The organism is Neomoorella sulfitireducens, from assembly GCF_024733845.1.
Classification (GTDB): Bacteria; Bacillota; DSM-521; order Neomoorellales; family Neomoorellaceae; genus Neomoorella; species Neomoorella sulfitireducens.
The window spans coordinates 102,206-126,615 of the sequence record NZ_JANRHG010000008.1 but is presented as its reverse complement, the minus strand read 5'-3'; the positions used below and the strand labels follow the sequence as shown (position 1 = coordinate 126,615).

The window sequence follows — 24,410 nt, the reverse complement described above, 5'->3', positions numbered from 1 at the left end:
CCATGCGTGCCGGTCGGGTGGGGACTACGGAGATAATTTTTAACGACTATTTTCTCCTCCTCCTGGGTCTTTATTTTCTCATGGGGGTTCTACCCCAGGCCTTAATGCTGTTTGCGGCGGTGGCGTGGCATGAAAGCTGCCATGCCCTGGCAGCCTCGCGGCTCGGCTGGCAAGTACAGGGGATAGAACTCTTTCCCTTCGGCGGGGTGGCACGTCTCCTGCGGCCGCCGGGAAGGGATTCCAGGGACGAAGCCCTGATTGCCCTGGCCGGCCCTGCGGCTAGCCTTTTGCTGGCACTCGGGATATACGTTGCCAGCTTTTTTGCCAGCCTGACGCCTGCCTGGCTCCTTTTTTTTCGCCAGGTGAACCTTATCCTTGGCCTTTTTAACCTGTGGCCGGGACTGCCCCTGGACGGGGGTCGTGTCTACCGGGCCCTGAGGTCGAAATATGCGGGCATCTACCGGGCAACTGTGGAAGGGGTTTACGGGGGTAAGGCCCTGGCCTTTCTCCTGGGTGCGGGGAGCATTGCCGGGTTTATTTTCAAAATGGTGGACCTCCAGGGCCTGGCCCTGGCCCTATTTATCTATTGTATAGCCCGGCAGGAAGGGGAGATGGCGCCCTATATGTTCTGGCAGGAATTCTGGCGGCAGCGGGGTAAGAAAAAGGACGGCGAGGTGCGGTCTAAAACCGGGAGGGTTTCCTGGCTGGCGGCCGGCCCGGAGCTGACCCTGGCCAGGGCGGTTCGCTCCTTTTCCCCCAACGCTTTCAACCTGGTTGCCGTTATCGGCAAAGGCGGGCGGCTGGAAGGGATCCTGACGGAAACAGAAATTATCCAGGAACTCCTGGAAGGCGGGGACAACAGCCTGGAAGCCCTGTTGCGGCGTTAAGGTGACCTGTGGCTGTGGATATAATAACCAGGAGGAGTATATTTTTTTTTGAATTCCTGTTATACTAATGGACAGGATATTTTTATGACGTGAGGCGAAAAAGTTGCCCGGTATTGATCTGGAAAAGTTGTTAACCCGGGTCAGCAAACCGGCCCGTTATCTGGGGACGGAGTGGAATGCCGTTCATAAAGATTGGGAAGAAAACCCGGTACGTATGGCTTTTATATATCCCGACCTTTATGAAGTAGGCATGTCCCACCTGGGGCTGGCCATCCTGTACGGGGCCGTCAATGAGCGTCCCGGTATGCTCATGGAGCGGGCCTTTGCCCCCGGGCCGGACCTGGAGGTACTGCTGCGAGAAAACCGTATCCCCCTCTTCAGCCTGGAATCCCGCCGGCCCTTAACTGCCTTTGACGTCCTGGGCTTTACCCTCCAATACGAGATGAGTTATACTACAATTCTTAATATCCTTGACCTGGCCGGCATACCCCTCCTGGCCGGGGAGCGCACGGCGGGTCATCCCCTGGTTATCGGCGGCGGTCCGGGGGTGGCCAACCCGGAGCCGGTGGCCCCTTTTTTTGATGCTTTTCTCCTGGGTGATGGCGAGGAGGCATTACCTGAACTGCTGGCAGTATTGGGCCGGTTAAAAAAGGAAGGGATAATTAACGACCGGCACCGGGTTTTAAAGGTCCTGGCCGGCATGCCTGGCTTTTATGTTCCTTCCCTGTATGATGTTAAATACAATAACGACGGTACCGTGGCCGCGGTTGTACCCCGGGAGGAGGGTGTGCCCGGGCGGGTAGTCAAACGGGTCATCCAGGACCTGGATGCCGCTTTTTTCCCTACCAGGCCTGTTGTACCCTTCCTGGAGGTAATCCATGACCGCATCATGCTGGAAGTCATGCGGGGTTGCACCCACGGCTGCCGTTTCTGCCAGGCCGGAGCCATTTACCGGCCGGTAAGGGAGAGGGACCTTTCCATCCTCCTGCGCCAGGCGGAGGAACTGGTGCGCCACACCGGCCACGAAGAGATATCCTTAACTTCTTTAAGTACGGCCGATTACTCCCGGGTGGAGGAACTGGCGCGGTTCCTGGCAACTGCCTATGCCGGCCAGGGCGTTAGTGTTTCCCTGCCTTCTTTACGGGTGGACGCCTTCAGCGTACGCCTGGCTGAAGCCGTCCAGCAGGTCCGGAAAAGCACCCTCACCTTTGCGCCCGAGGCGGGCAGCCAGCGCCTGCGGGATGTCATCAATAAAGGTGTGGACGAAGAGGACATCATGGCGGCTACGGGCGAAGCTTTCCGGGCCGGCTGGCAGGCCGTAAAACTCTATTTTATGCTTGGTTTGCCTGAGGAAAGGGAAGAGGATCTCCTGGGGATTGTTGAACTGGCGCGACGTATCCTGGATCAGGGGAGGCGGCTGGCCCCCGGGGGTAAACCTACTATAACCGTCAGTGTATCTTCCTTTGTCCCCAAACCCTGGACGGCGTTCCAGTGGGAACCCCAGGATCGGGTGGAAGTAATCAAGGAAAAACAGCAGCTGCTGCGTACCCGTCTTAAAGGCCCGGGGTTGCGGTTTAACTGGCATGAGGCCGAGGTTAGCTTTATTGAAGCGGTGCTTTCCCGGGGCGACCGGCGCTTGAGCAGGGCGATTGTGGCGGCGTGGCGCCGCGGTGCCAGGTTAGAGGGCTGGACGGAATACTTTAATTACAGCCTCTGGGAGGAAGCTTTCCGGGATACGGGCCTGGATCCGGCCTTTTATGCCTACCGCCGGCGGCGGGATGACGAAATATTTCCCTGGGACCACCTGGATTTTGGTGTAACGAAAGAATTTTTAATGAGGGAACGCCGGCGGGCCCGGGAAGGCCTGGTTACAGTTGATTGCCGCTCGGGTCGCTGCACCGGTTGCGGCGTTTGCCCGGGCCTGGGCGTTGACCTGATCCTGAAGGGAGGCTCCCGGGACGGTGCGCTTTAGGATTAAGTATAGCAAGGGCGGGCAGGCAGTCTTCCTGGGTCACCTGGATATGCTTCGCCTGTGGCAGCGGGCCATGCGCCGGGCGGGGCTTCCCCTGGCCTACAGCCACGGCTTTAACCCCCACCCGCTCCTGGCTTTCGGCCCGGCCCTGGCGGTGGGGATCGAGAGCCGGGCGGAATATCTGGACGGGGAACTTACGACACCGCTGGAGCCGGCTGTGCTCAAAGACAGGTTGCAGGCCCAGTTGCCGGCAGGCCTGGAGATCCGGCAGGTCTTTACTATTCCCCGCCAGGCCCCGTCCCTGACGGCTATTATCAACGCTGCCGCCTACCGCGTTACCTGGGAAGATCCTCCCGATCCCAAAAGCCTCAAGGAAAAAGCGAAAGACTTTCTTTCTCGCCCGGCTGTCGAGGTGAACCGGCGGGGTAAAGACGGGGTCAAGGCCAGGGACATCCGCCCGGGGGTTTACCAGCTCGTCGTTACCCCGGAAGCTGCCCTGGAGATGCTCCTCGAGTGCAGTTCCCGGGGAAACGTGCGCCCGGAAGAGGTCGTCAGGGCCATGGACCTGGAGGACCCCCTGCGGGTGATCCGTACCGGCCTGTTTAACCGCCGGGACGACAACAGGATACTGGCTCCGGAAGAGCTGGCTGATGCGCGGTATATGACCCCGGCGCGAGGAGACAGTGCTTTGCATGAGAAGGTAGAGATAGGTGAATAAAGAAATTTTAATCCAGGTAGATGCTGAAGAGACGGGAGTAGCCGTCCTGGAGGACGGCCGTTTAATGGAGATTTACCTGGAAAGGCCCAAAAAGGAGCATCTGGTAGGTAATATATATAAGGGAAGGGTAGCCAACGTTTTACCCGGCATGCAGGCGGCCTTTGTTGATATCGGCCTGGAGAAGAACGCCTTTCTTTTTGTCGATGATACCACCGGCCTGGAAGTATTAGAGGATGCACTGCCTCCCCGCAGCCGGCGGCGTATCAGCGATGTCGTGCGGGTAGGCCAGGAGATTCTGGTCCAGGTAGTCAAAGAACCCCGGGGGAGCAAGGGTGCCCGGGTTACTACCCATATTACCCTGCCGGGACGTTATCTTGTTCTCATGCCTACCCTTAACTATATTGGCGTCTCCCGGCGCATCGGCAGCGAGGAGGAAAGGGAGCGCCTGAAAACCGTAGCCCGGTCCGTTAAACCGCGCCGTATGGGTTTAATCGTCCGCACGGCGGCAGCCGGTGCCGGGCTGGAGGAGCTCCGGGAAGACGCCCGGGCCCTGGACCGGGCCTGGAAACGTATTTACGAACTGGCCCGGCAGAGCAAAGCCCCGCGGCTGCTCCATCATGATGTGGAGCTTTCTTTACGTATTCTTAGGGACTTATTTACGGAAGATGTGGACAGGCTCCTGGTCAATTCCCGGCATACCTACGACCTGGTTATAGGTATCCTGGCCGGGAACTCGCCGGAACTGCGGCGCCGGGTGGTGTTAAGGGACGGGGCCGACCTTTTTGCCCTTTATGGCGTTCACAATCAAGTAGATCAGGCTTTGAAACGCAAAGTCTGGTTAAAATGCGGCGGGTACCTGGTGATCGACCAGATGGAGGCCCTGACGGCCATTGATGTCAATACGGGCAAATTTGTCGGCCGCCATAACCTGGCCGACACGATCCTGACAACCAACCTGGAAGCTGCTGCAGAAGTGGCCAGGCAGCTCCGCCTGCGCAATATTGGCGGTATTATTGTCGTCGATTTTATTGACATGGAAAATCCCGCTCACCGGGAACAGGTGATAAAAGTCCTGCAGAAGGAATTGGCCCGGGATAAAACAAAGACCCAGGTGCTGGGCTTTACCCGCCTGGGGCTCCTGGAAATGACCCGGAAAAAAGACCAGCCGGAACTGGGGAGCATGCTGCAGCAGGATTGCCCTTATTGCCGGGGTACAGGCAAAGTCCTGTCAGAAGAAACGGTGGCCCTCCAGGCCAGGAAAAAAATCCTGCAGCTGGCGGCGGAGAGCAGGGCGCGGGCCCTGCTGGTAGAGGCCAATACGGCGGTAGCCGCCCTGCTGATTGGCACTGGCGGTGCCAATTTGCGCCTCCTGGAACGGCGGGCAGGCAAACGGCTGATCATCAGGGGCAATGAAAACCTTCACCTGGAAGAAGTAAACCTCCGCGAACTTTTTGATTTGGACGAAATCAACGATGCCGCTCCTGTTAAAGCCGGGCAGGTTTTAAAAGTGCTTATCGAGGGAGCCCATACGACCAACAACGGGGACGGTATCGCCAGGGTGGACGGCTTTGTCCTGGATATCCCCGGCGGTGCCTCTTATCTCGGCCGGGAAGTTCCCGTTGAGGTTACCCGGGTTTACCGTACCTTTGCCAGGGCCCGGCTCCTGGACGATGCAGGGAAATTTTCGCGCCACACCTAATGCCGCTTCTGCTGCCGGGAAGGGTTTTTTTCGCGGATTTGGGCATTAAATTTAAGGTGTAGAAACCGGGCTCTTACGGTGCCCCGTAGCTTGTTCAAATGCATAGGCCATACCTATTAGAATCCCTTCACTCCAGGGCCTTCCTAAAAACTCAATCCCGATAGGAACGCCTAAAGGAGCGGAGACTGCCGGGCGGGAAAAACCGGCCGGTACAACGATAGAAGGGAAGCCTGTGACAGCGCCTAGTATCCCGTTCCTGTCCAGTTGGGGTTCACCTATTAAAGCGACAAGACGTTTTTGATGCGGGAAAACCAGAGCCGTCAGTTGATATTTTGTCATAGTAGCTATGATTTGCCGTTGCAATTTAGTCCTCTTAAGCAGTCGTTCTTTATACTCTTTGCCATGTAAATTAGGATCGTAGTTTAGTTGTTCTTTTAGAAGTCGCTCAATGGATTTTTCATAGCAACCGGAAAGAACTAATTCCTCAAGACTTTTTACCGGTGCCTTTGTCCCCTGGTTCTGGAGGTAATTATCGAAATTTATCCGGCCTTCAAAAGCCTGCAGATCTAGATCTGAAACAAGGTTATCTGTATAAACCCCGGGTATATTAATGCTTTCGACCCGGGCTCCTAGACTTTCTAAATCTTTAATCGCCGCATGAATTGTCCTGTTTACTTCTTCATATTCCGGCCCGGAACCAAAAAAGTTTTCTAAAACACCAAGGCGGTGTCCTTTCAGAGCCTTTATTGACAATTTGCCCGTATAACTTTCAGGAATATTACCCGTGCTCCATGCCGTGATTGGGTCCTTTGGATCATATCCGGCCGTTGCTTTTAATAAAATTGCAGCATCTATAACGCTGCGGGTGATGGGCCCGGCAGTATCCTGGGTAAGGGCTGCGGGCATAATCCCATCACGGCTTAAAAGCCCCATGGTAGGTCGAATACCTACCAGGTTATTGGCTGAAGCCGGAGAACGGATTGAGTTAAGCGTATCTGTTCCTAGACCAACGGCACCAAAATTGGCCGCTACGGCTGCTCCGGTACCGCCACTGGACCCGCCGGGGGTTCTTGTAAGGTCATATGGGTTTCGGGTTTGGCCTGCCAGGGAACTAATTGTAGTCCCTCCCCGGGCAAATTCGTGAAGGTTTGCTTTTGCTAGAATGATTGCGCCGGCTTGTCTTAACTTGCTTATAATGAAACTATCCTTCCCTGGATTAAAGTTCTTGAACAGTATATTGCCACCGGTAGTCGGCATGTCTTTCGTTTCAATATTGTCTTTAACAATGACGGGTATTCCATGCAATAAACTTCTCGGCCCTTTATTTTTTCTTTCTTGATCCAGGCCCGTAGCTATTTGTAATGCTCGCGGGTTGACCCGGATAATGCTGTTCAGTTTTGGACCATCTTTATCATATTTGGCTATTCTTTCCAGGTACCATTCTACTAATTCTCGCGAAGTTATTTCATGGGTTTCCAGGGCATGTGCCAGTTCAGGAATATTTGCCTCCATTATCTGGAATGCCTTTTTCTTCATTTTTTTGCTCCCTCCATGATGCGGACCGGGGTTTATATTTCTTTCCTGATGACATTATCCCAGGCCGCGTAAAAGGTGACAATATTTCATTTTGTAAGGGGCAGGGTAATCACGGCTGCTTGACAGGTACTGGGAAGATGTGTTACACTGCAGGAAGCCGCACCAGAGTTTTAAACCGCTCACCGCAGGTTTTAAAACCTTTTTTAAAAAGGTACCGCGCGGGTGGCGAGTCTTAGCTTGGGGGGATTCCATTGTATGCTATAATTACGACCGGCGGCAAGCAGTACCGGGTAAGCGAGGGCGACGTTATCCGGGTGGAAAAGCTGCCGGTTGCCGAAGGCGAAAAGGTAGTCCTTGATAAAGTGCTTGCCGTCGGTGAAGGAGAAAACCTGCAGGTAGGCACTCCCTACGTAAACGGTGCCAGGGTTACCGCCGCCGTAGAAGCCCAGGGTAAGGGCAAAAAGATACTCGTCTTTAAATACAAGCCCAAGAAAAATTACCGGCGCAGGCAGGGGCACCGCCAGCCTTACACCAGGTTGCGGGTTGAAAAAATCGAGGTGCAATGATAAGGATTGTCTTCTGGCAGGAAGAAGGTGGAGCTCTAGCAGGTTTCACCATTTCCGGCCACGCCGGTTACCGGCCTAAGGGGGAGGACATCGTCTGTGCCGCCGTATCCGCCCTGGCCCAGACGGCCGTTTTAAGCCTTAAGGAACACCTGGCCGAAGAACCGGAAGTAAGGATCGAAGAGGGTTTCCTTGAGTGCCGCCTGCCGCCTTCCCTCAAGTCCTCCGGGAAGGAAAGGGCACGGGTTATTTTAGAGACAATTGCCACCGGACTCAAGGCCATAGCAAGGGATTATAAAGAATATTTGCGGTTAGAGTACCGGCGGGTGTGAAAGGGGAAAACGCTGACTGCAAGGGGGTGGGCGAGATGATTATGGATTTACAGCTTTTTGCCCATAAAAAAGGTGTAGGTAGTTCCCGGAACGGGCGTGACAGCGAAGCCAAACGCCTGGGAGTTAAAAGACAGGACGGGCAGTATGTAAAGGCCGGTAATATCCTGGTACGGCAGCGGGGCACCAGGATCCATCCGGGCCTGAATGTTGGTATCGGCAAGGACGATACCCTCTTTGCCCTGATTGACGGAGTAGTCCGTTATGAGCGCAAAGGCCGCGAGAAGAAACAGGTAAGCGTTTATGCCAGCTAACAAAAACCCCTGGAAGCTTCCAGGGGTTTCTACTATAGGCCGGCCTGTTTATAGGAACAGGGACGGGATCGCAGAATAAAAAGGAGGAGGTATCTGTTATGACCTGGCAGGCGGCGGATGTTATTTCCTTGCTGCGCTGGCAGAGACACGATTTCTTGAACCACCTCCAGGTAATTTCGGGCTACATCCAGCTGCAAAAAAGCGATCGGGCTTTAACATACCTGCAGGAGGTTACTGCCGGGCTGGAGCAACTGGGGCGGCTCATGCACCTGAAACAACCCCACCTGGCCCTGGTGAGCCTTATGAAGATAGAACAGGCAGCTGCCAGGGGGATAAACCCGACCATTGCAGTACATACCCTGATGGAGAACCTGGACATGGATAATGATGCAGCCCTAGCCCTCTGGGAGGCCGCCTGGGACCTGGCCCTGGACCTGGCCGGGGATGGGAATATCCTTCAGGTTTGCCTTACTGAGAAGGAGGGCTACCACCTGGCCTTTCAAGCCGGGGCACCGGCAGACCTCCCTGCCGGTGCGGCAGACCACCTGTCAGGCCTGGCCGTGCGTTACCAGGTCCCCTTCACCTGGGAACCGGAAAAGGGAAAATTGGAGCTCCTGTTGAGGAAACATTAAAAATCGCAGTTAGACTGCGATTATGGGTGGGGATATGCCTCCCCGGAAAGTACCGGTTTTAGCATAACCCTATTTTTGGAGGAAGGTTATTTCTTGTTTTACGACGAGGCCAAAATCTATGTACGCGGCGGCGACGGCGGCAACGGTGTGGTAGCCTTCCGGCGGGAGAAATATGTCCCCCGCGGCGGCCCCAGCGGCGGTGACGGCGGCCGCGGTGGCAGCGTAATTCTTGAAGCCGATGCTTCCTTGAGAACTTTAGTCGATTTTCGCTATCGATCCCACTACCGGGCCGAGCGTGGCCAGCACGGCCAAGGAAAGAATAAACACGGCCGCAGTGCCCCGGATCTGGTCCTCCGGGTACCGGTCGGGGTGGTAGTCCGGGATGCCGCTACCGGGCAGGTGCTTGCCGATCTGGTAGAGCACGGCCAGCGCGTCGTGGTGGCGGCCGGCGGCCGGGGCGGCCGGGGAAATGCCCGCTTTGTTTCCCCGACAGACAGGGCACCCACCTTTGCCGAGAAGGGCGAACCGGGGGAGGAACGCTGGCTGCTTCTGGAATTAAAGCTGCTGGCCGATGTGGGCCTTATCGGCATGCCCAATGCCGGCAAATCAACCCTTCTTTCCAGTATCTCTGCTGCCCGGCCCAAGATAGCCGACTACCCCTTTACCACCCTGACCCCTGTCCTCGGTGTGGTCCGGGTAAATGAAGAAAGCTCCTTTGTGGTGGCCGACATACCCGGCCTGATTGAAGGTGCCCACCAGGGGGCAGGCCTGGGTTTAAAGTTTTTGCGTCATATTGAGCGCACCAGGGTCCTGGTCCACGTCCTCGACGTATCTTTACCGGCCGAAGAAGTCCTGGATAACTGGCGGACTGTCAACAAAGAGCTGGAACATTACAACCCGCAACTGGCCCGGCGCCCCCAGGTAATAGCCGCCAATAAAACGGACATCACCGGTTGGGAAACAAAAGTAACCTATCTTAAAGAACACTTAGGGGATGCTTACCCCGTGTTTCCCATTGCCGCCGCTACCGGTGCCGGCCTTGAACCCCTTCTTTACCACCTGGCAGCCATGCTGGAAAAATTGCCGCCACCGGAGCCGTTAATGGAAGCCGAAGAAGAAAAGGTAACGACCTTTACCCCGGAGGAGATAACCATTACCAGGGAAGGCAGCGCCTTCCTGGTTAAAAATAGAGAAATAGAGCGCCGGGTAGCCATGACTTACCTGGATAACGACGAAGCCGTCCGCCGCCTCCAGGTCTACCTCCGCCAGAAGGGCGTCGAGGAAGCCCTGCGCCGGGCCGGCGTCTTCCCCGGTGCTACGGTAAGAATAGGTAAATATGAATTTGAGTACAGGGAAGAGGAATAAAAAGCTGGAGTACAGATCAACCAGCAATCGCCGTTTTTGATAGAACCTTATTTTATTAGTAGGAGTGACGGCCTTGACGGAGAAGGAGTGCCGTGAGGCCCTGCAGCACGCTTGCCGGCTGGTAGTTAAAGTAGGCACCAGCACCCTGACCCATAAAACGGGAAAATTAAACCTCGAGCGCATGGAGCGCGTGGTCAGGGAACTGGTGGATCAGGTCAATTCCGGCCGCCAGGTGGTGCTGGTCACATCCGGGGCCGTGGGGGCCGGCATGGGCCGCCTGGGTTTAAAGGAAAAACCCCGGACCCTGCCGGAAAAACAGGCCGCGGCCGCCGTTGGCCAGGGCCTGCTCATGCATATGTATGAAAAACTGTTCAGCGATTACGGGCTGCTGGTAGCCCAGGTCCTTTTAACCCGGGACGACCTGGCCGACCGCCGCCGTTACCTCAATTCGCGCCACACCCTGGCTACCCTCTTGAACCTGGGTGTAGTGCCCATAGTCAACGAAAACGATACCGTAGCCGTAGATGAGATCCGGGTCGGAGATAACGATACCCTCTCAGCCCTGGTGGCAGGTCTGGTTGACGCCGATATTTTAATCCTGCTGACGGATACCGGCGGCCTGTTTACCTCCAATCCCCAGGACGATGAAAACGCCACATTACTTACCTGTGTTACCGAAATCACACCAGAAATTGAAGCCCTGGCCGGGGGTGCCGGTTCTACCTGGTCCACCGGAGGTATGGCGACCAAGATCCAGGCCGCGCGGCTGGCTACCAGCTTCGGCATCCCGGTGGTGATTACCAGTGGCCTGGAAAGTGGAAAAATCAGCGCCGTCCTGCGCGGGGAAGGAGTAGGAACCATTTTTATTCCCCGGGAGCACCGGACCCATACCCGCAAGCGCTGGCTGGCCTACGGGCCGGCCGCCCAGGGCCGGGTGCAGGTGGACGCCGGGGCCGCCAGGGCCATCTGCCTGAACGGGAAAAGCCTTTTACCCGGGGGAGTGGTGGCCGTTTACGGCGAATTTGACCAGGGTGCCATTATCAGCATTATCGACCCGGACGGCAAGGAAATTGCCCGCGGTATGTCCAACTACCCGGCTGGGGCCATCCGCCGCATCCAGGGCAGGAAAACAAAGGAGATTGTCGAAATCTTAGGCTATAAAGATTACGATGAAATCGTGCACCGGGATAACATGATCGTACTGGTTTGAATTCACTCTCATATACAAAGAAGCCCCTGATGGAGGATAACGCCCTTACCACAAAAGTTGAAAATTTACCTGGACGTTTAGAGCGGGGATATGTCCCCACCAAAAGGTACCGATAGAACCCTATTTGCGGAAAGGAGTGTTTGCCGTGAATGTAGCTGCAGAAGTGCAGGCCAAGGGTAAGCTGGCCAGGGAAGCGGCGCGCGTACTGGCCAACCTGAACACCGGTATTAAGAATGAAGCCCTGCTGGCCATGGCCCGGGCCCTGGAGAAAGAACAGGACTTTATCCTGGAAGCCAATGCCCGGGATATGGCCGCCGGCAAAGAAAAGGGGTTATCCCGGGCCCTGCTGGATCGCCTCCTCTTAAATGAGAAGCGCATCAAAGATATGGCCGTGGGCCTGAGGGAACTCTCAGCCTTACCCGATCCCGTGGGTGAAGTTACTTCCATGTGGAAGCGGCCCAACGGCCTGGAGATCGGCCGCGTGCGGGTACCCCTGGGAGTGATCGGCATTATCTATGAAGCCCGGCCCAATGTGACGGTAGATGCGGCGGGCCTGTGCCTGAAAACTGGTAATGCCGTCATCCTGCGGGGTGGCTCCGAGGCCTTTAATTCCAACCAGGCCCTGACCCGGGTCATCAGCCGGGCGGCGACGGCCGCCGGTATACCGGAGGGTGCCATCCAGTTAATTGAAACCACCGATCGCGAAGCGGTCAACCTTTTGCTAAAGGCCAATGAATACCTGGACGTCCTGATACCCCGGGGGGGCGCCGGCCTCATCCGGGCGGTGGTAGAAAACGCCACGGTACCGGTGATTGAGACGGGTGTGGGCAACTGTCACGTCTACGTCGATGCCGCAGCCGACCTGGAAATGGCCAGGAATATTGTGATCAATGCCAAGACCCAGCGCCCCGGTGTCTGCAACGCCATGGAGACCCTGCTGGTTCACGAAAAGGTAGCGGCGGCATTCCTGCCTTCCCTGGCGGGGGCCTTGAAGGAAAAAGGAGTTGTCCTGCGTGGCTGCGAGCGTACCCGGGAACTTGTCCCCTGGGCGGAAGCAGCTACCGAAGAGGACTGGGCCACCGAATACCTTGACCTGATCCTGGCTATCAGGGTGGTCAACAGCCTGGAAGAGGCGCTGGAGCATATCCACACGTATGGTACCAAACATTCCGAGGCCATCGTCACCAGTGATTACCGGACGGCGCGGGAATTCCTGGCCCGGGTTGACGCCGCCGCCGTTTACGTCAATGCTTCTACCCGCTTTACCGACGGTTATGAATTCGGTTTCGGGGCCGAAATCGGCATCAGCACCCAGAAGCTCCATGCCCGCGGTCCCATGGGTCCGGAGCAATTGACAACTTTTAAGTATATTATCTTTGGTAGTGGACAGATTCGTCAGTAATTGTTAAAATAACAGCATGGGGAACCGGGAGGGTGTCATGAAAACCTTTAACGACTACCGGCGGGTAGGTATAATGGGGGGAACCTTTGACCCCATTCATTTCGGTCACCTGGTAACGGCCGAAGCCGCCCGCTGGGAATTTGCCCTGGAAAAAGTGGTGTTTGTCCCTTCCGGGCGACCTCCCCATAAAAAGGGCTACCCGGTCACCGATCCGGAGCACCGTTATCAAATGACAGTCCTGGCTACGGCCAGCAATCCTTACTTTGAAGTGTCCCGGAGCGAGATTGACCGGCAGGGTTATTCTTATACCATCGATACGGTACTTGAGTTTCGCCGTCTTTACGGTCCTGAAGTCCAGCTTTTCTTTATTACCGGTGCCGATGCCATCCTGGAGATCTTGACGTGGAAGGATGTCGACAGGCTCCTGCAAGAGTGCCGTTTTATTGCCGCCACGCGTCCCGGTTTTCAGTTGAACCGCTCAGGGGATTCCGTGCCCATGTTAACGGTTGAGGGTAGGCACCGTATCCATCTCATTGAAGTCCCGGCTCTGGCCATATCTTCTACCGACATTCGCCTGCGGGTACAAAATAAAAAACCCATTAAATACCTGCTCCCGGAGGCGGTGGAAGATTATATCCACTTCCACGGGCTGTACCGGCCCCGGGACGGTGGTGTATACGAAAAGAGCTAGGACTATATACTACTATTAATATTGAAGAAGAGGTGAAGTGCATTGGTGCGTACCCTGTATGTGGGCAACCTACCCTGGGCCACAACTGAAGAAGAACTGGCCAGGGCGTTTGCTGCCCACGGCGAAGTGTTGAGCGCGCGGATTATCACCGACCGCCAGACAGGCCGGTCCCGTGGTTTCGGTTTCGTGGAAGTTAACGATGCCGACGCCGAGCGCATGATTGCCGCCATGAACGGTGCGGAACTCGGCAACCGGGTCTTAACCGTCAACGAAGCCCGGGCCCGTTCTTAAGACCCGGATTGAGGCCGACCTCCTATTAAAAATAGGGGGTTTTTGTTAGCTGCCGGGCGGGGGTTAAAAATGAAAAAATACCTGCAGCTTCTAGCAGCCAGGCTGCCGGCAGGCCGTTACCGCCACAGCCTGGGTGTAGCTGATACCGCAGCCGGACTGGCAGTAAAAAATGGTGTTGACCCGGAACAGGCCCGCCTGGCGGGCCTGTTACATGATTTCGCCCGGGATATGCTGCCGGAGCAGCTCCTGGAACTGGCCGGGAAGGCGGGGCTAATAACTTGCGACCTGGAAAGGCGGGTACCCGTTTTACTCCACGGCCCGGTAGGAGCCCTGCTCCTGGAACGGGAGCTGGGAATAACCGATAGAGCCCTCCTCCAGGCTGTAGCCCGGCATACGGTAGGAGCACCGGCCATGACGGCCCTGGATAAAATTATTTACCTGGCGGATATTATTGAACCCGGGCGCCAGTTTGCCGGCGTCCAGGCAATTCGTAAAGCAGCGGCCACCGACCTGGAGGCAGCTTTGTTGAAGGCTTTTGAAACCAGCATTATTTACGTTCTCGATAAAGAGCAACCCCTTCACCCGGCCACGGTGGAGGCCCGCAACTATATTTTACTGGCCAGGGGAGGTTACTAATTAATGGATGCAGCCCGGGTAGCTGAGCTGGCGGCCAGGGCAATAGTCGAAAAAAAGGGACTGGAACCGGTAATCCTGGATCTTAGAGGTATCACCCTCATTGCCGATTATTTTGTTATCGCCAGCGGCACATCGGCGACCCAGGTCCAGGCCATTGCCGGCCGGGTAGAAGAGCTCCTGGAGGAAAACGGGATCAAGCTCCTGCACCGGGAAGGCTGGGATGGGGCCCGCTGGATTTTACTCGATTTCGGCGCCGTTGTGGTACATATCTTTAGGGAAGAAGAACGCCGTTTCTACGACCTGGAGCGCCTCTGGCGGGACGCCGGGGTGATAAAAATAGATTCCGTGTAGCACAAGATAGCTATGCCGGTGATGCGGTACCAGCAGAAGGATTAAAATAACGGGCTGGCATTTGTTTGGAGCGAGCAAAAACAATGCCAGCTTGGGGCGCAGTTATTTTAGGGTAAATTTTGGGAGTGAAAGGTCATGGAAGCAAGGTACAATTTTAAAGAAATCGAGCCCAAATGGCAGCGCCGCTGGGAAGCGAGCGATCTTTACCGGGTAACGGAAGACAGGAGCAAGCCCAAGTTTTACTGCCTGGAGATGTTCCCTTACCCATCCGGCAATTTACATATGGGTCATGTGCGTAATTATTCCATCGGTGATGTAGTCGCCCGTTTTAAACGCATGCAGGGCTACAACGTTCTCCATCCCATGGGATGGGATGCCTTCGGGCTGCCGGCGGAAAACGCGGCCATCAACCGGGGTATCCCGCCGGCGGAATGGACCTGGAGCAATATTGCCAACATGCGCCGCCAGCTTCATACCATGGGCATCAGCTACGACTGGGAGCGGGAGGTGGCTACCTGCCACCCGGGCTACTACCGCTGGACCCAGTGGCTCTTCTTGCAGATGTACAAACACGGCCTGGCCTACCGCAAAAAAGCCGCCGTCAACTGGTGCCCTTCCTGCGCCACCGTCCTGGCCAACGAGCAGGTAGTTGACGGCGCCTGCGAGCGCTGCCATACTCCCGTCATGCGTAAGGACCTGGAACAATGGTTTTTCCGCATCACCGCCTATGCCGAGCGGCTTTTGCACGACCTGCAAAAGCTGCCCGGCTGGCCGGAAAAGGTTAAAATCATGCAGGAAAACTGGATCGGCAAGAGCACCGGTGCCGAGGTAATTTTCCGGGTGGAAGGCAGCGACGAGGAAATACCGGTATTTACTACCCGTCCCGATACCCTGTATGGCGTCACTTATATGGTCCTGGCTCCCGAACATCCCCTGGTGATGAAGCTCGCGGCAGGGAAACCCCAGGAAGAGGCAGTAAAGCAATTTGTTGAGGCAGCACGCTTTTTAAGCGACCTGGACCGGACGGCTACCGAGAAGGAAAAGGAAGGCGTATTTACCGGCGCCTACGCCTTAAACCCTGTAAACAAAGAGAGGGTGCCCATCTGGATTGCCAATTATGTCCTCATGGAATACGGCACCGGGGCGGTCATGGGGGTGCCGGCCCATGACCAGCGCGATTTCGAGTTCGCCCGCAAGTACGGCCTGCCGGTCAGGGTAGTCATCAAACCCCGGGGTCAGGAACTCGACGGCGCCACCATGACGGAGGCTTTTGTTGAGGACGGCATCATGGTCAACTCCGGTCCTTTCAACGGCCTGCCCAACCGGGAAGGTATTCATAAGATTACCGAATACCTGGAACGTACAGGCAAAGGCAAAGGGCGGGTGAACTACCGCCTGCGGGACTGGCTGATTTCCCGCCAGCGTTACTGGGGTGCGCCTATACCCATGATTTACTGCGACTGCTGCGGCCTGGTACCCGTGCCCGAGGAAGACCTGCCAGTCATCCTGCCCGAGGGGGTGGAGTTCAAACCGACGGGTGAATCGCCGCTAAAGAGCTGCCCTGAATTTGTTAACACCACCTGCCCCCGCTGCGGCGGCCCGGCGCGGCGGGAAACGGACACCATGGATACCTTCGTCTGCTCTTCCTGGTACTTCCTGCGCTACACCAGTCCCCGCAGCCAGGAGAGGGCCTTTGAGCGGGATAAAGTCGACTACTGGATGAACGTAGACCAGTATATCGGCGGGGTGGAGCACGCCATCCTGCACCTCATGTATGCCCGTTTCTTTACCAAGGCCCTGTACGATTTTGGCCTGGTTGGGGTTGAGGAGCCCTTCCAGAACCTGCTGACCCAGGGTATGGTTTTAAAGGACGGCAGCAAGATGTCCAAATCCAAGGGTAATGTGGTCAGCCCCGAGGAAATAATCGAACGCTACGGCGCCGATACCGCTCGCCTCTTTATCCTCTTTGCCGCTCCCCCGGAGCGAGACCTGGAATGGAGCGACCAGGGGGTGGAGGGCTGTTACCGCTTTTTAAACCGGGTCTGGCGCCTGGTGGCCGCATATGCCGATGGCGTGCGCCACGACGGCGGTAGCCCGGCGGTAAAGACTCCTGCCGACCGGGAGCTCTGGCGTCTCCTCCATGCCACCATCAAGAAAGTTACGGAGGACATCGAGCAGCGTTTTAATTTTAATACGGCCGTCAGCGCTATTATGGAGCTGGTTAACGGCTGCTACCGCTACCAGGATACCGTCCCGGCAGGAGAGCAGAACCTGCCTTTAATGGGCGAGGTCCTGCGCAAGCTTGTAACCCTGCTGGCGCCCTTTGCCCCCCACATCGCCGAGGAGTTGTGGCAGGGCCTGGGAGGCCGGGAAAGCGTTCATTTAGAATCCTGGCCCGGCTATGACCCCGAAGCCCTGGTGGAGGAAGAGGTAACCCTGGTGGTACAGGTGAACGGTAAAGTCAGGGACCGGGTGCAGGTCCCGGTTGGGCTGCCGGAAGAAGAGGTTAAGAAGCTGGTCTTAAAAAGGGAGAAAGTGGCCGGGCTCCTTGCCGGCCAGGAAGTAGTTAAGGTCATTGTAATCCCGGATAAGCTGGTCAACGTCGTCGCCCGCCGGGCGAGTTAAAAGCGATCCGGCCATCAGGGTTGGTAGGCTCCGGGAGGGCAGTCACAGGTCTACCTGCGACCCTCCCGGCTTACAGCACAGGGCGTGATTATAAAAGGCGGTATCCCACCCCATTGGTAAAAGAGGGTATCAACGGTTCCTGCCCTGTTTTCGTCAAAAAGGCTGGAAAAAATGGCTCTAGTAGGGTTAAAATGTTGCGCGTATCGAGGGAAACTGGAGAAAGGATGGATGGGATGTCTCTTAAACGAATTCTACAGTTAGTGCTGCTGGTGTTCGGTTCTTTTCTCGCCTTGAGCGATGTGGCGTGGGCATCGGGCGGCAATGAGCTGGGTCATTTTTTACCCTTGTGGAGCGTACTGCCCTTTGTAGGCATGTTGCTGTCCATAGCCATCTTCCCCCTGGTTAACGTCCACTGGTGGGAGCACAACATGGGCAAGGTAAGCGCCTTTTGGGCCCTGGTTTTCTTTATTCCCTTTTTTATCGCCTTTGGCAGCGGGACTGCCATTTACCAGGCTTTAGAAGTATATCTCCTTGATTACCTGCCCTTTATCATCCTCCTTTTTGGCCTCTTTGTGGTGTCGGGGGGTATTATCCTGCGCGGGACCCTGCGCGGGAGTCCCACCGTCAACGTCCTGCTCCTGCTGATTGGTACTGCCCTGGCCAGCTGGGTAGGAACGACGGGCGCCAGCATGCTCCTCATCCGGCCGGTGATCCGGGCCAACGAATGGCGACGTTACAAGGCCCATATAATTATCTTCTTTATCTTCCTTATCTCTAATATCGGCGGCTCCCTTACACCTGTCGGCGACCCGCCCCTGTTCCTGGGATATTTGCGGGGCGTACCCTTTTTCTGGACGATGCGCTTGATCGTTCCCATGGGTTTTAATGTGATCATTCTCCTGGCCTTGTATTATTTCCTCGATAATTACTTTTACCGCAAGGAAAGCGCCCCGGAATTGAAGGGCGGGCGGGAACCCCTGCGCGTCGAGGGGTTACACAACCTTATCTATCTGGGCATTATCCTTGCTGCCGTCATTTTAAGCGGCGTCCTGGCCAAGAACCCCGCCTTCGCCGATCTGAAAACAGGCGAGCTTTACGGCGTTACCCTGTTCCGACACGGTGAGGAAAAGGTAGTGTTGCCCTTTACAAATCTAATCCGTGACGTGGCCATTCTCCTGGCGGCCTTCCTGTCTATAAAAACTACACCCCAGATTATCCGCAACGATAATCGCTTCACCTGGGGTCCCATCAAGGAAGTGGCTATACTGTTTGCCGGCATCTTCATGACCATGATCCCGGCCCTGGCCATCCTCCACGCCCGCGGCGCCGAGCTGGGCTTAACCCATCCAGCCCAGTTTTTCTGGGCTACGGGGGTCCTTTCCAGCTTCCTGGACAACGCCCCTACCTACCTGGTATTTTTGACCACCGCCGCCAGCCTGGGAGCGACTGCCGGTGTCCAGACCACAGTAGGAATGGTGGCTTCCAAGATGTTGATGGCCGTATCCTGCGGCGCGGTGTTTATGGGAGCCAATACCTATATCGGCAATGCGCCTAACTTTATGGTGCGCTCCATAGCGGAAGAGAACGGCATCCGCATGCCGAGCTTTTTCGGCTATATGGCCTGGTCGATTGGGATTTTAATTCCCCTCTTTATCCTGGACACGCTTCTCTTTTTCCGTTAAATCCTTACATGTTTACCTGCGGGTAATAGCCTGTCACAAAGCCGGTAGTGAATTACCGGCTTTGTCCGTTTATTTACCCTGGTGGCACCACGTTAGCAGGTAGCGGGATTATATTATAGCTTCTTCCTTCTATAGGGAACTTTTTTACTTCATTGGTGGTATAATATGGCGTCGATGGCAGGAAAAAGACGATTAGAGGCGTATTGTTAATTACTTAAAGGACTTTTCCCGGGGTGATAGGAAGTGTGGGAATGGGACGGCCGGGTGCGCTGGCTGGCTATAGGTCTTGTGGCCGCCTTCCTCTTTGGCGCCGGGCTCCAGTACGGCCGCTGGCAGGAACGGCAGGCAGCGAAAGAGGTACCGTGGGTGGTGGCGGGGGACCAAGCCGCGGCAGCTCTCACTGGCGCCGAAGCTGTCGCGGGGGAAGGGTTGGCTGACGATTCTAAACCGTCAACCATCCAGGTCCACGTAACCGGCGCGGTGCAGAGACCCGGGGTATATGAGCTCAAAGCCGGGGCCAGGGTCAATGAAGCCGTCGGCCTGGCAGGTTTATTGCCGGAAGCGGATGCCAATGCCCTGAACCTGGCCGCGCCTTTATATGATGGCCAGCAGGTGATTGTTCCCCGCCAGGGAGAAGCTGGCGGGGTGGGGGGCAGCAGCCTGCCGGCGGCTCAGGGATTTTCCGGGGGAAGTTCAGCCGGTATCGCTAAGAGCGGCGGCAAAATTAACATAAACACCGCCGGCCTTGCAGAGCTGGACAGCCTGCCCGGGATCGGCCCCACCCTGGCACAGCGCATCATAGACTACCGCAACCAGAAGGGACCCTTTCGCACTATCGAAGACCTCCAAAATGTTTCCGGTATCGGGCCCAGCCGGTTTAACGACATCAAGGATTTGATAACCGTATATTGATTTACCATAATTTAAACCCCTTCATACTTGACACTGTGGCGGGGTGAAGATAAACTGGCTATGTAACTTAAACTTTGAAGGAGCGCATGCGATGAACGTTATCCAGGCCGTTGTCCTTGGCCTGGTCCAGGGTCTCGGAGAGTTTTTACCTATATCCAGCTCCGCCCACCTGGTCTTGCTCCCTTGGTTTTTCCGCTGGCCCGACCCGGGCTTAACCTTTGACGTGGCCCTGCACCTGGGGACCCTTATTGCCGTAATCCTTTATTTCTGGCGGGATCTTATTGAACTGGTTGTTTGCGGTTTATTTCAGCCTCGCAGCCAGGACGGGCGCCTCTTCTGGTACCTGGTTGTTGCTTCCATACCGGGGGCAATCTTTGGCTACCTCCTGGAAGACCAGGCGGCTACAGTTTTCCGCTCGCCCCTGCTCATTGCTTTGGCCCTGGTCCTGATGGGCGCCGGCCTGTGGTGGGCCGACCGGGTGGGGCGCAAGACCAGGCAAATGGATGATATTACCCTGGCGGACAGTATTATTGTCGGTATTTCCCAGGCCCTGGCCATAATCCCGGGCGTCTCCCGTTCCGGGATCACCATGTCGGCTGCCCTTCTTACCGGGATGCAGCGCGAAACGGCGGCCCGCTTTTCCTTCCTCATGTCGGTGCCGATTATTGGCGGGGCGGCCCTGCTGCAGCTAAAGGATTTAACCCCGGCCGACATCAACCAGGCTTTTATTTTAGGTGTCCTGGCGGCAGCCGTCGTCGGCTTTTTAGCCATTAAGTTTTTACTGCAGTACCTGCGCCACGGCAGTTACCTCCTGTTTACCTGGTACCGGATTTGCCTGGCCGCCCTGGTGGTAGCTGTTTTTTATTTACGACGTTAAAAACGGTGGCGACTTCCCTGCCTCCTCAAGCGGGAAGATTGCAAGGATATTTTAGTTAAAGCAGTGGTTTTATGCTAGTCCTGCCGGAATACAGGTCCAGCTCTAAGCACGGCTGCTGCCATCCTGTCAGGGGCGATTACCAGCTGCCAGCTCCCCTCCAGGCGTTCGTTCTGGGGGATGAGCGTAACGCTGTCCTGCCGGGTAACTACAATTTTATCCTGGCGCTCGTTACCGTTAACGATCACCTTTAATCACCTTTAATCCCTTTTCCGGGGATAATAACGGGATAGGGACCACCTTCAGGGTGCTCGATTACAAGTTTACCGTCTTTAACTGCAGCCCAACACTGGTGCCCTTGCCAGCCGTTCACAGCAATCACCGCCTTTTAAAGGCCGTACCGTGTTATTTTAGAAGGCACCTCTGCTCTCTACCGCAGCAAAAGACAGTGGCTTAAATAAAAAACCAGGCAACCGCCGTTATTTTTGACTGCGCCTGGTGCTGTCCCGCCGCTTCCTACCGGCAGCCCGGCTGCCGTATCTCAAAGATGAGATCAAGGCCCGTGGCTTTGCGTCCCCGTCTTTCGAACGGGTTTGCCCTTGGTGGTAGAGAAAACTTATTTTTCAATTTGTTGTGCTTTCATATTAACTTTACAAGCTCCCTTTGTCAAGGGGAGTCTAATGGCTTATTACCAGGAATACGGGGCAAGGAAAAAGACTGCTTCTCCTGGCAGTTAAACGTAAAAAGTATAAACTCTTTGCGAAGATCGGATAACCTTAGAGGAAACTGGGAGGTTGTGTCGAATTTTTAACTTGATTAGCGGGAACGGAAACATAGCAATATGAACTTTTAGACGAGGAAGCCGGGGCAAACATTTCGATCCGGCATTTATCCCTGGGGGATAAAAAGGGATAAAACCTTTGACAAATTTAAAATAGATTCCGGTACCGGAAACGGTCTCGAAGGGAGGGCTGAAAATCCTGCTAGCCTTGCCGGAAAAGAGCGTCCTGCTTGTGGAAGACTCGACCCTCACCAGATTTTTATGAAAAAGAAAAAATAGTCATAAAAAAGATGCGCAAAGGAGACGGCGGAGCGCATGAACCCAAACCAGCAAAAAGATGAACTTCACCAACTAGTGGATGCTCTCCCGGAGGAAAAAACCGGGACGGCCAGGAGACTTCTGGAACTCCTGCTCAGTGACAGCAGCGGGGTTCATCCGGAAAGCTCAGAGGAGAGGCTGGAACTTTTTGAAAGGATCATCGATTGCCTCCCGGACGCCACCCTTGCCGTGGACCGCGAGGGGAGGGTGCTAGTGTGGAACCGGGTCATGGAGGAAATGACAAGGGTCAAGAAAGAAGAAATCCTGGGCAAAAGCGAATACGCTTACGCGGTTCCATTTTTCGGCAAACAGAGACCCATTCTCGTGAACATCCTGCTCGGTAACGGTAATGATTGGGAGCAAGAGTACGAGAAAATAGAGAGGAAGGGTCATATTCTTGTCGGCGAAGGTTTTGCCCCTTTCGCCTGCGGCGGCAGGGGGCTTTATTTCTGGACCCTTGTAGCCCCAATCTACGACGATAAGGGAAACCTGCTCGGGGCAGTCCAGTGCATCCGCGACATTGGCGAGCGCAAGAGGATGGAAGAGGAACTGAAGCGCTTGAGTACCCGTGATGCCCTCACCGGGCTTTACAACCGCACGTTCTTCGAGGAAGAACTGGGGCGGATGGAGAAGAGCCGCTCTTTTCCCATCAGCCTCGTTCTCTGTGACCTCGACGGCTTAAAAATAGTCAACGACATGCTGGGGCACGAGCAGGGCGATGAGCTTTTACGCCGTGCGGCAAAGGTGATCGCGAGCAGTGTCCGGGAGTCTGATGTTGTGGCCCGGGTTGGCGGGGACGAGTTTGCAATAATCCTGCCGCAAACAGGCCGGGAGACTGCTGAGGAAGTGGCCAGGCGCATAATTGAAGTAACGGAAAGGGACGCCGCCCAGCACCCGGATCTTCCTTTAAGCCTCTCTGTGGGGGCGGCGACGGCAGAAGATGCGGCGCGCCCCCTGCGGGAGGTCTACAAGGAAGCAGACGATGCGATGTACATGAACAAGCTGGCCAGCGTGAAAGACCCGCGGGCGACGGTAATCCGCGCCCTCAAGGCAGCCTTAGAGGAGAAAGACTTCCACAACACGGAACGCATGAAAGAGATTGCCTGCTTGCTGGGAGAAGCGGTGGGTTTATCGCGCGAAGAAATGGATAATCTCCGCCTCCTGGTGGACGTGCACGACATCGGCAAGCTGGCAGTACCGGATAGTATCCTATTAAAGCCCGGTCCTCTTACAGAAGAAGAATGGAAAGAAGTACGGCGGCATCCTGAGGTGGGGTATCGTATTGCCCTCTCTTCCGGGGAACTGGCTCCGGTAGCCCCTTATATTCTTCAACACCATGAACGGTGGGACGGGCGGGGTTATCCCCGGGGCTTGCGGGGAGAGCAAATTCATCTTTTGAGCCGCATCCTGGCTATAGTTGACGCCTACGATGCCATGACGTCGGAGAGGCCCTACCGCCGTGCGCTGGCGCACGAGGAGGCCTTGGAAGAGCTTAAGAGATGCGCGAGAAAGCAGTTTGACCCGCATCTCATGGAGATTTTTGTAGAACTGCTGTCAGGGAAAAAGGACGCCGGGGCAAAAGTAGCACCGCGCCTGTGTGGAATTTAAAGTATGCCCATTTGGATATTGTAGTTTAATAGTAAACCCGCCAACTCCGGTATTGAGCCGGAAGGTGCCAAGTGTCACAGGAAAACTTCTGCTGGAAACCTTCTGGAAGATAAAGTGACCAGGCTCCAACCTCTTCTTATATCCGGGAAGAGTTTTTATTTTACCCGGGATGGAAGATTTCCTGAAATGTAGTTCTGATTGGCGGGGGAGAACTTTTGCCCGGGACGAAGCGGTTCCCTGGGTGGGAGGGGAGTATATATGGGGGAAGCAAAATTTGAGCTAAATGAGGTAACCCTGAAGCGTCCCGGCCGTAATACCGCCGGGAACGTAACGACCGTCATTATCCTGAACAGGATAACTACATCCTTTCTTAAAGGGAAAATCACCGCCGTTCTCGGGCCCTCCGGTTCCGGTAAATCCAGCCTGCTCAGGCTTCTAAACCGGTTGGAGGATCCGGCTGCCGGCCGTATTACCCTTGACGGCCAGGACTTGAAGGGCCTCAATATATTTACCCTGCGCCAGCGGGTGGGGATGGTCTGGCAGCTACCAACCCTCTTTCCCGGCACAGTGCTGGAGAACATCAGCTTCGGTCCTCGCCTGCGTGGCATCTCGCTGTCCCGGGCCAGGGCCAAGGAATTAATCCTGATGGTGGGCCTGGGGACAGAACTCCTCGACCGCCGGGCGGACAGCCTCTCCATTGGCCAGCAGCAGCGGGTCTCCCTGGCCCGCACCCTTGCCAACGAACCGGAGGTTTTGCTCCTTGATGAGCCGACGTCGGCCCTCGACCCTACGGCGGCGGCCAATATCCTGCACTTGATGGTTGACCTGAAATCCCGTTTAGGACTAACCATTATCTTTGTTACCCACATCCTGGACCAGGCTCGCCAGGTTGCCGATGAAGTCCTTTTTCTGCATCACGGCGAAATAGTCGAGGCAGCTCCGGCCCAGCAGTTTTTTACTGCCCCGCAAGACCCCCGCAGCAGGCTTTTCCTGTCCGGGCAGTTGGAGGGATAA

The 24,410-nt window shown here is 55.7% G+C and carries 24 protein-coding genes, 1 riboswitch and 1 other annotated feature; of the genes, 21 read left to right on the top strand and 3 right to left on the bottom strand.

Annotation, left to right across the window (positions count from 1 at the left end; all coding sequences use genetic code 11):
• The first annotated feature begins 2 nt into the window (after window positions 1-2).
• The 4 genes from NWF31_RS09840 (at window position 3) to NWF31_RS09825 (ending at window position 5,276) form a co-directional block, all read left to right on the top strand.
• The gene (locus NWF31_RS09840; RefSeq protein WP_258360321.1) at window positions 3-887 is read left to right on the top strand and encodes a M50 family metallopeptidase; all 885 of its coding nucleotides are present in this window, start codon (window positions 3-5) and stop codon (window positions 885-887) included.
• 103 nt (window positions 888-990) lie between these two features.
• Window positions 991-2,859 carry a TIGR03960 family B12-binding radical SAM protein gene (locus NWF31_RS09835; protein WP_258360320.1) on the top strand — a complete coding sequence of 623 codons (1,869 nt, stop codon included), beginning with the start codon at window positions 991-993 and terminating at the stop codon, window positions 2,857-2,859.
• On the top strand, window positions 2,849-3,577 hold the full coding sequence (locus NWF31_RS09830) for a TIGR03936 family radical SAM-associated protein (RefSeq protein ID WP_258360319.1): 729 nt from the start codon (window positions 2,849-2,851) through the stop codon (window positions 3,575-3,577). The genes NWF31_RS09835 and NWF31_RS09830 overlap by 11 nt, the downstream gene beginning before the upstream one ends.
• Window positions 3,570-5,276, top strand: coding sequence for an Rne/Rng family ribonuclease (locus NWF31_RS09825; RefSeq protein ID WP_258360318.1), 1,707 nt, complete (start codon window positions 3,570-3,572; stop codon window positions 5,274-5,276). Before NWF31_RS09830 ends, NWF31_RS09825 begins: the two co-directional genes overlap by 8 nt.
• A gap of 51 nt (window positions 5,277-5,327) precedes the next feature.
• Here NWF31_RS09825 and NWF31_RS09820 read toward each other — a convergent pair whose 3' ends face one another.
• A complete protein-coding gene (locus tag NWF31_RS09820; RefSeq protein ID WP_258360317.1) occupies window positions 5,328-6,812 on the bottom strand; it encodes an amidase family protein in 1,485 nt (494 codons plus the stop codon).
• Window positions 6,813-6,975: 163 nt separating this feature from the next.
• Window positions 6,976-7,055, top strand: a sequence feature (ribosomal protein L21 leader region).
• A gap of 8 nt (window positions 7,056-7,063) precedes the next feature.
• Here NWF31_RS09820 and rplU point away from each other — a divergent pair.
• From rplU to uppP, 15 genes are all read left to right on the top strand, one after another.
• Window positions 7,064-7,378, top strand: coding sequence for a 50S ribosomal protein L21 (rplU, locus tag NWF31_RS09815; RefSeq protein ID WP_258360316.1), 315 nt, complete (start codon window positions 7,064-7,066; stop codon window positions 7,376-7,378).
• Window positions 7,375-7,707: a ribosomal-processing cysteine protease Prp gene (locus tag NWF31_RS09810; RefSeq protein WP_258360315.1), complete on the top strand. Its 333-nt coding sequence runs from the start codon at window positions 7,375-7,377 to the stop codon at window positions 7,705-7,707. The genes rplU and NWF31_RS09810 overlap by 4 nt, the downstream gene beginning before the upstream one ends.
• A gap of 41 nt (window positions 7,708-7,748) precedes the next feature.
• Window positions 7,749-8,018 carry a 50S ribosomal protein L27 gene (rpmA, locus tag NWF31_RS09805; protein WP_258360334.1) on the top strand — a complete coding sequence of 90 codons (270 nt, stop codon included), beginning with the start codon at window positions 7,749-7,751 and terminating at the stop codon, window positions 8,016-8,018.
• Window positions 8,019-8,116: 98 nt separating this feature from the next.
• Window positions 8,117-8,650 (top strand): Spo0B domain-containing protein, encoded by a 534-nt coding sequence (locus tag NWF31_RS09800; RefSeq protein ID WP_258360314.1) that lies wholly within the window; start codon window positions 8,117-8,119, stop codon window positions 8,648-8,650.
• A 93-nt stretch (window positions 8,651-8,743) separates the two neighbouring features.
• Window positions 8,744-10,015: a GTPase ObgE gene (gene obgE / locus NWF31_RS09795; RefSeq protein ID WP_258360313.1), complete on the top strand. Its 1,272-nt coding sequence runs from the start codon at window positions 8,744-8,746 to the stop codon at window positions 10,013-10,015.
• A gap of 73 nt (window positions 10,016-10,088) precedes the next feature.
• Complete coding sequence (gene proB, locus NWF31_RS09790) at window positions 10,089-11,225, top strand: glutamate 5-kinase (RefSeq protein WP_258360312.1); 1,137 nt, start codon at window positions 10,089-10,091, stop codon at window positions 11,223-11,225.
• Window positions 11,226-11,370: 145 nt separating this feature from the next.
• Window positions 11,371-12,627 (top strand): glutamate-5-semialdehyde dehydrogenase, encoded by a 1,257-nt coding sequence (locus NWF31_RS09785; RefSeq protein WP_258360311.1) that lies wholly within the window; start codon window positions 11,371-11,373, stop codon window positions 12,625-12,627.
• A 37-nt stretch (window positions 12,628-12,664) separates the two neighbouring features.
• The gene (gene nadD / locus NWF31_RS09780; RefSeq protein ID WP_258360310.1) at window positions 12,665-13,318 is read left to right on the top strand and encodes a nicotinate-nucleotide adenylyltransferase; all 654 of its coding nucleotides are present in this window, start codon (window positions 12,665-12,667) and stop codon (window positions 13,316-13,318) included.
• Window positions 13,319-13,363: 45 nt separating this feature from the next.
• Window positions 13,364-13,609 (top strand): RNA recognition motif domain-containing protein, encoded by a 246-nt coding sequence (locus NWF31_RS09775; RefSeq protein ID WP_258360333.1) that lies wholly within the window; start codon window positions 13,364-13,366, stop codon window positions 13,607-13,609.
• Window positions 13,610-13,678: 69 nt separating this feature from the next.
• Window positions 13,679-14,245, top strand: a complete 567-nt coding sequence (gene yqeK, locus NWF31_RS09770; protein ID WP_258360309.1) for a bis(5'-nucleosyl)-tetraphosphatase (symmetrical) YqeK — start codon at window positions 13,679-13,681, stop codon at window positions 14,243-14,245.
• Window positions 14,246-14,248: 3 nt separating this feature from the next.
• A complete protein-coding gene (gene rsfS / locus NWF31_RS09765; RefSeq protein ID WP_258360308.1) occupies window positions 14,249-14,596 on the top strand; it encodes a ribosome silencing factor in 348 nt (115 codons plus the stop codon).
• Between the two features lie 135 nt (window positions 14,597-14,731).
• Entirely contained in the window at window positions 14,732-17,221 is a 2,490-nt protein-coding gene (leuS, locus tag NWF31_RS09760; protein WP_258360307.1) for a leucine--tRNA ligase, read from the top strand.
• A gap of 233 nt (window positions 17,222-17,454) precedes the next feature.
• Window positions 17,455-18,903, top strand: a complete 1,449-nt coding sequence (locus NWF31_RS09755) for a sodium:proton antiporter (RefSeq protein WP_258360306.1) — start codon at window positions 17,455-17,457, stop codon at window positions 18,901-18,903.
• A gap of 243 nt (window positions 18,904-19,146) precedes the next feature.
• The gene (locus NWF31_RS09750; RefSeq protein WP_258360305.1) at window positions 19,147-19,815 is read left to right on the top strand and encodes a ComEA family DNA-binding protein; all 669 of its coding nucleotides are present in this window, start codon (window positions 19,147-19,149) and stop codon (window positions 19,813-19,815) included.
• Between the two features lie 91 nt (window positions 19,816-19,906).
• Window positions 19,907-20,692 carry an undecaprenyl-diphosphatase UppP gene (gene uppP / locus NWF31_RS09745; protein ID WP_258360304.1) on the top strand — a complete coding sequence of 262 codons (786 nt, stop codon included), beginning with the start codon at window positions 19,907-19,909 and terminating at the stop codon, window positions 20,690-20,692.
• Between the two features lie 74 nt (window positions 20,693-20,766).
• Here uppP and NWF31_RS09740 read toward each other — a convergent pair whose 3' ends face one another.
• Window positions 20,767-20,937, bottom strand: a complete 171-nt coding sequence (locus NWF31_RS09740) for a hypothetical protein (protein ID WP_258360303.1) — start codon at window positions 20,935-20,937, stop codon at window positions 20,767-20,769.
• A 2-nt stretch (window positions 20,938-20,939) separates the two neighbouring features.
• Window positions 20,940-21,062, bottom strand: coding sequence for a hypothetical protein (locus NWF31_RS09735; protein ID WP_258360302.1), 123 nt, complete (start codon window positions 21,060-21,062; stop codon window positions 20,940-20,942).
• A gap of 145 nt (window positions 21,063-21,207) precedes the next feature.
• Window positions 21,208-21,297: riboswitch (cyclic di-GMP riboswitch) on the bottom strand.
• Window positions 21,298-21,785: 488 nt separating this feature from the next.
• On the opposite strand from NWF31_RS09735, the gene NWF31_RS09730 reads away from it, so the two are divergent.
• Window positions 21,786-23,396: a sensor domain-containing diguanylate cyclase/phosphohydrolase gene (locus tag NWF31_RS09730; RefSeq protein ID WP_258360301.1), complete on the top strand. Its 1,611-nt coding sequence runs from the start codon at window positions 21,786-21,788 to the stop codon at window positions 23,394-23,396.
• Between the two features lie 258 nt (window positions 23,397-23,654).
• Window positions 23,655-24,410: a phosphate ABC transporter ATP-binding protein gene (locus tag NWF31_RS09725; RefSeq protein WP_258360300.1), complete on the top strand. Its 756-nt coding sequence runs from the start codon at window positions 23,655-23,657 to the stop codon at window positions 24,408-24,410.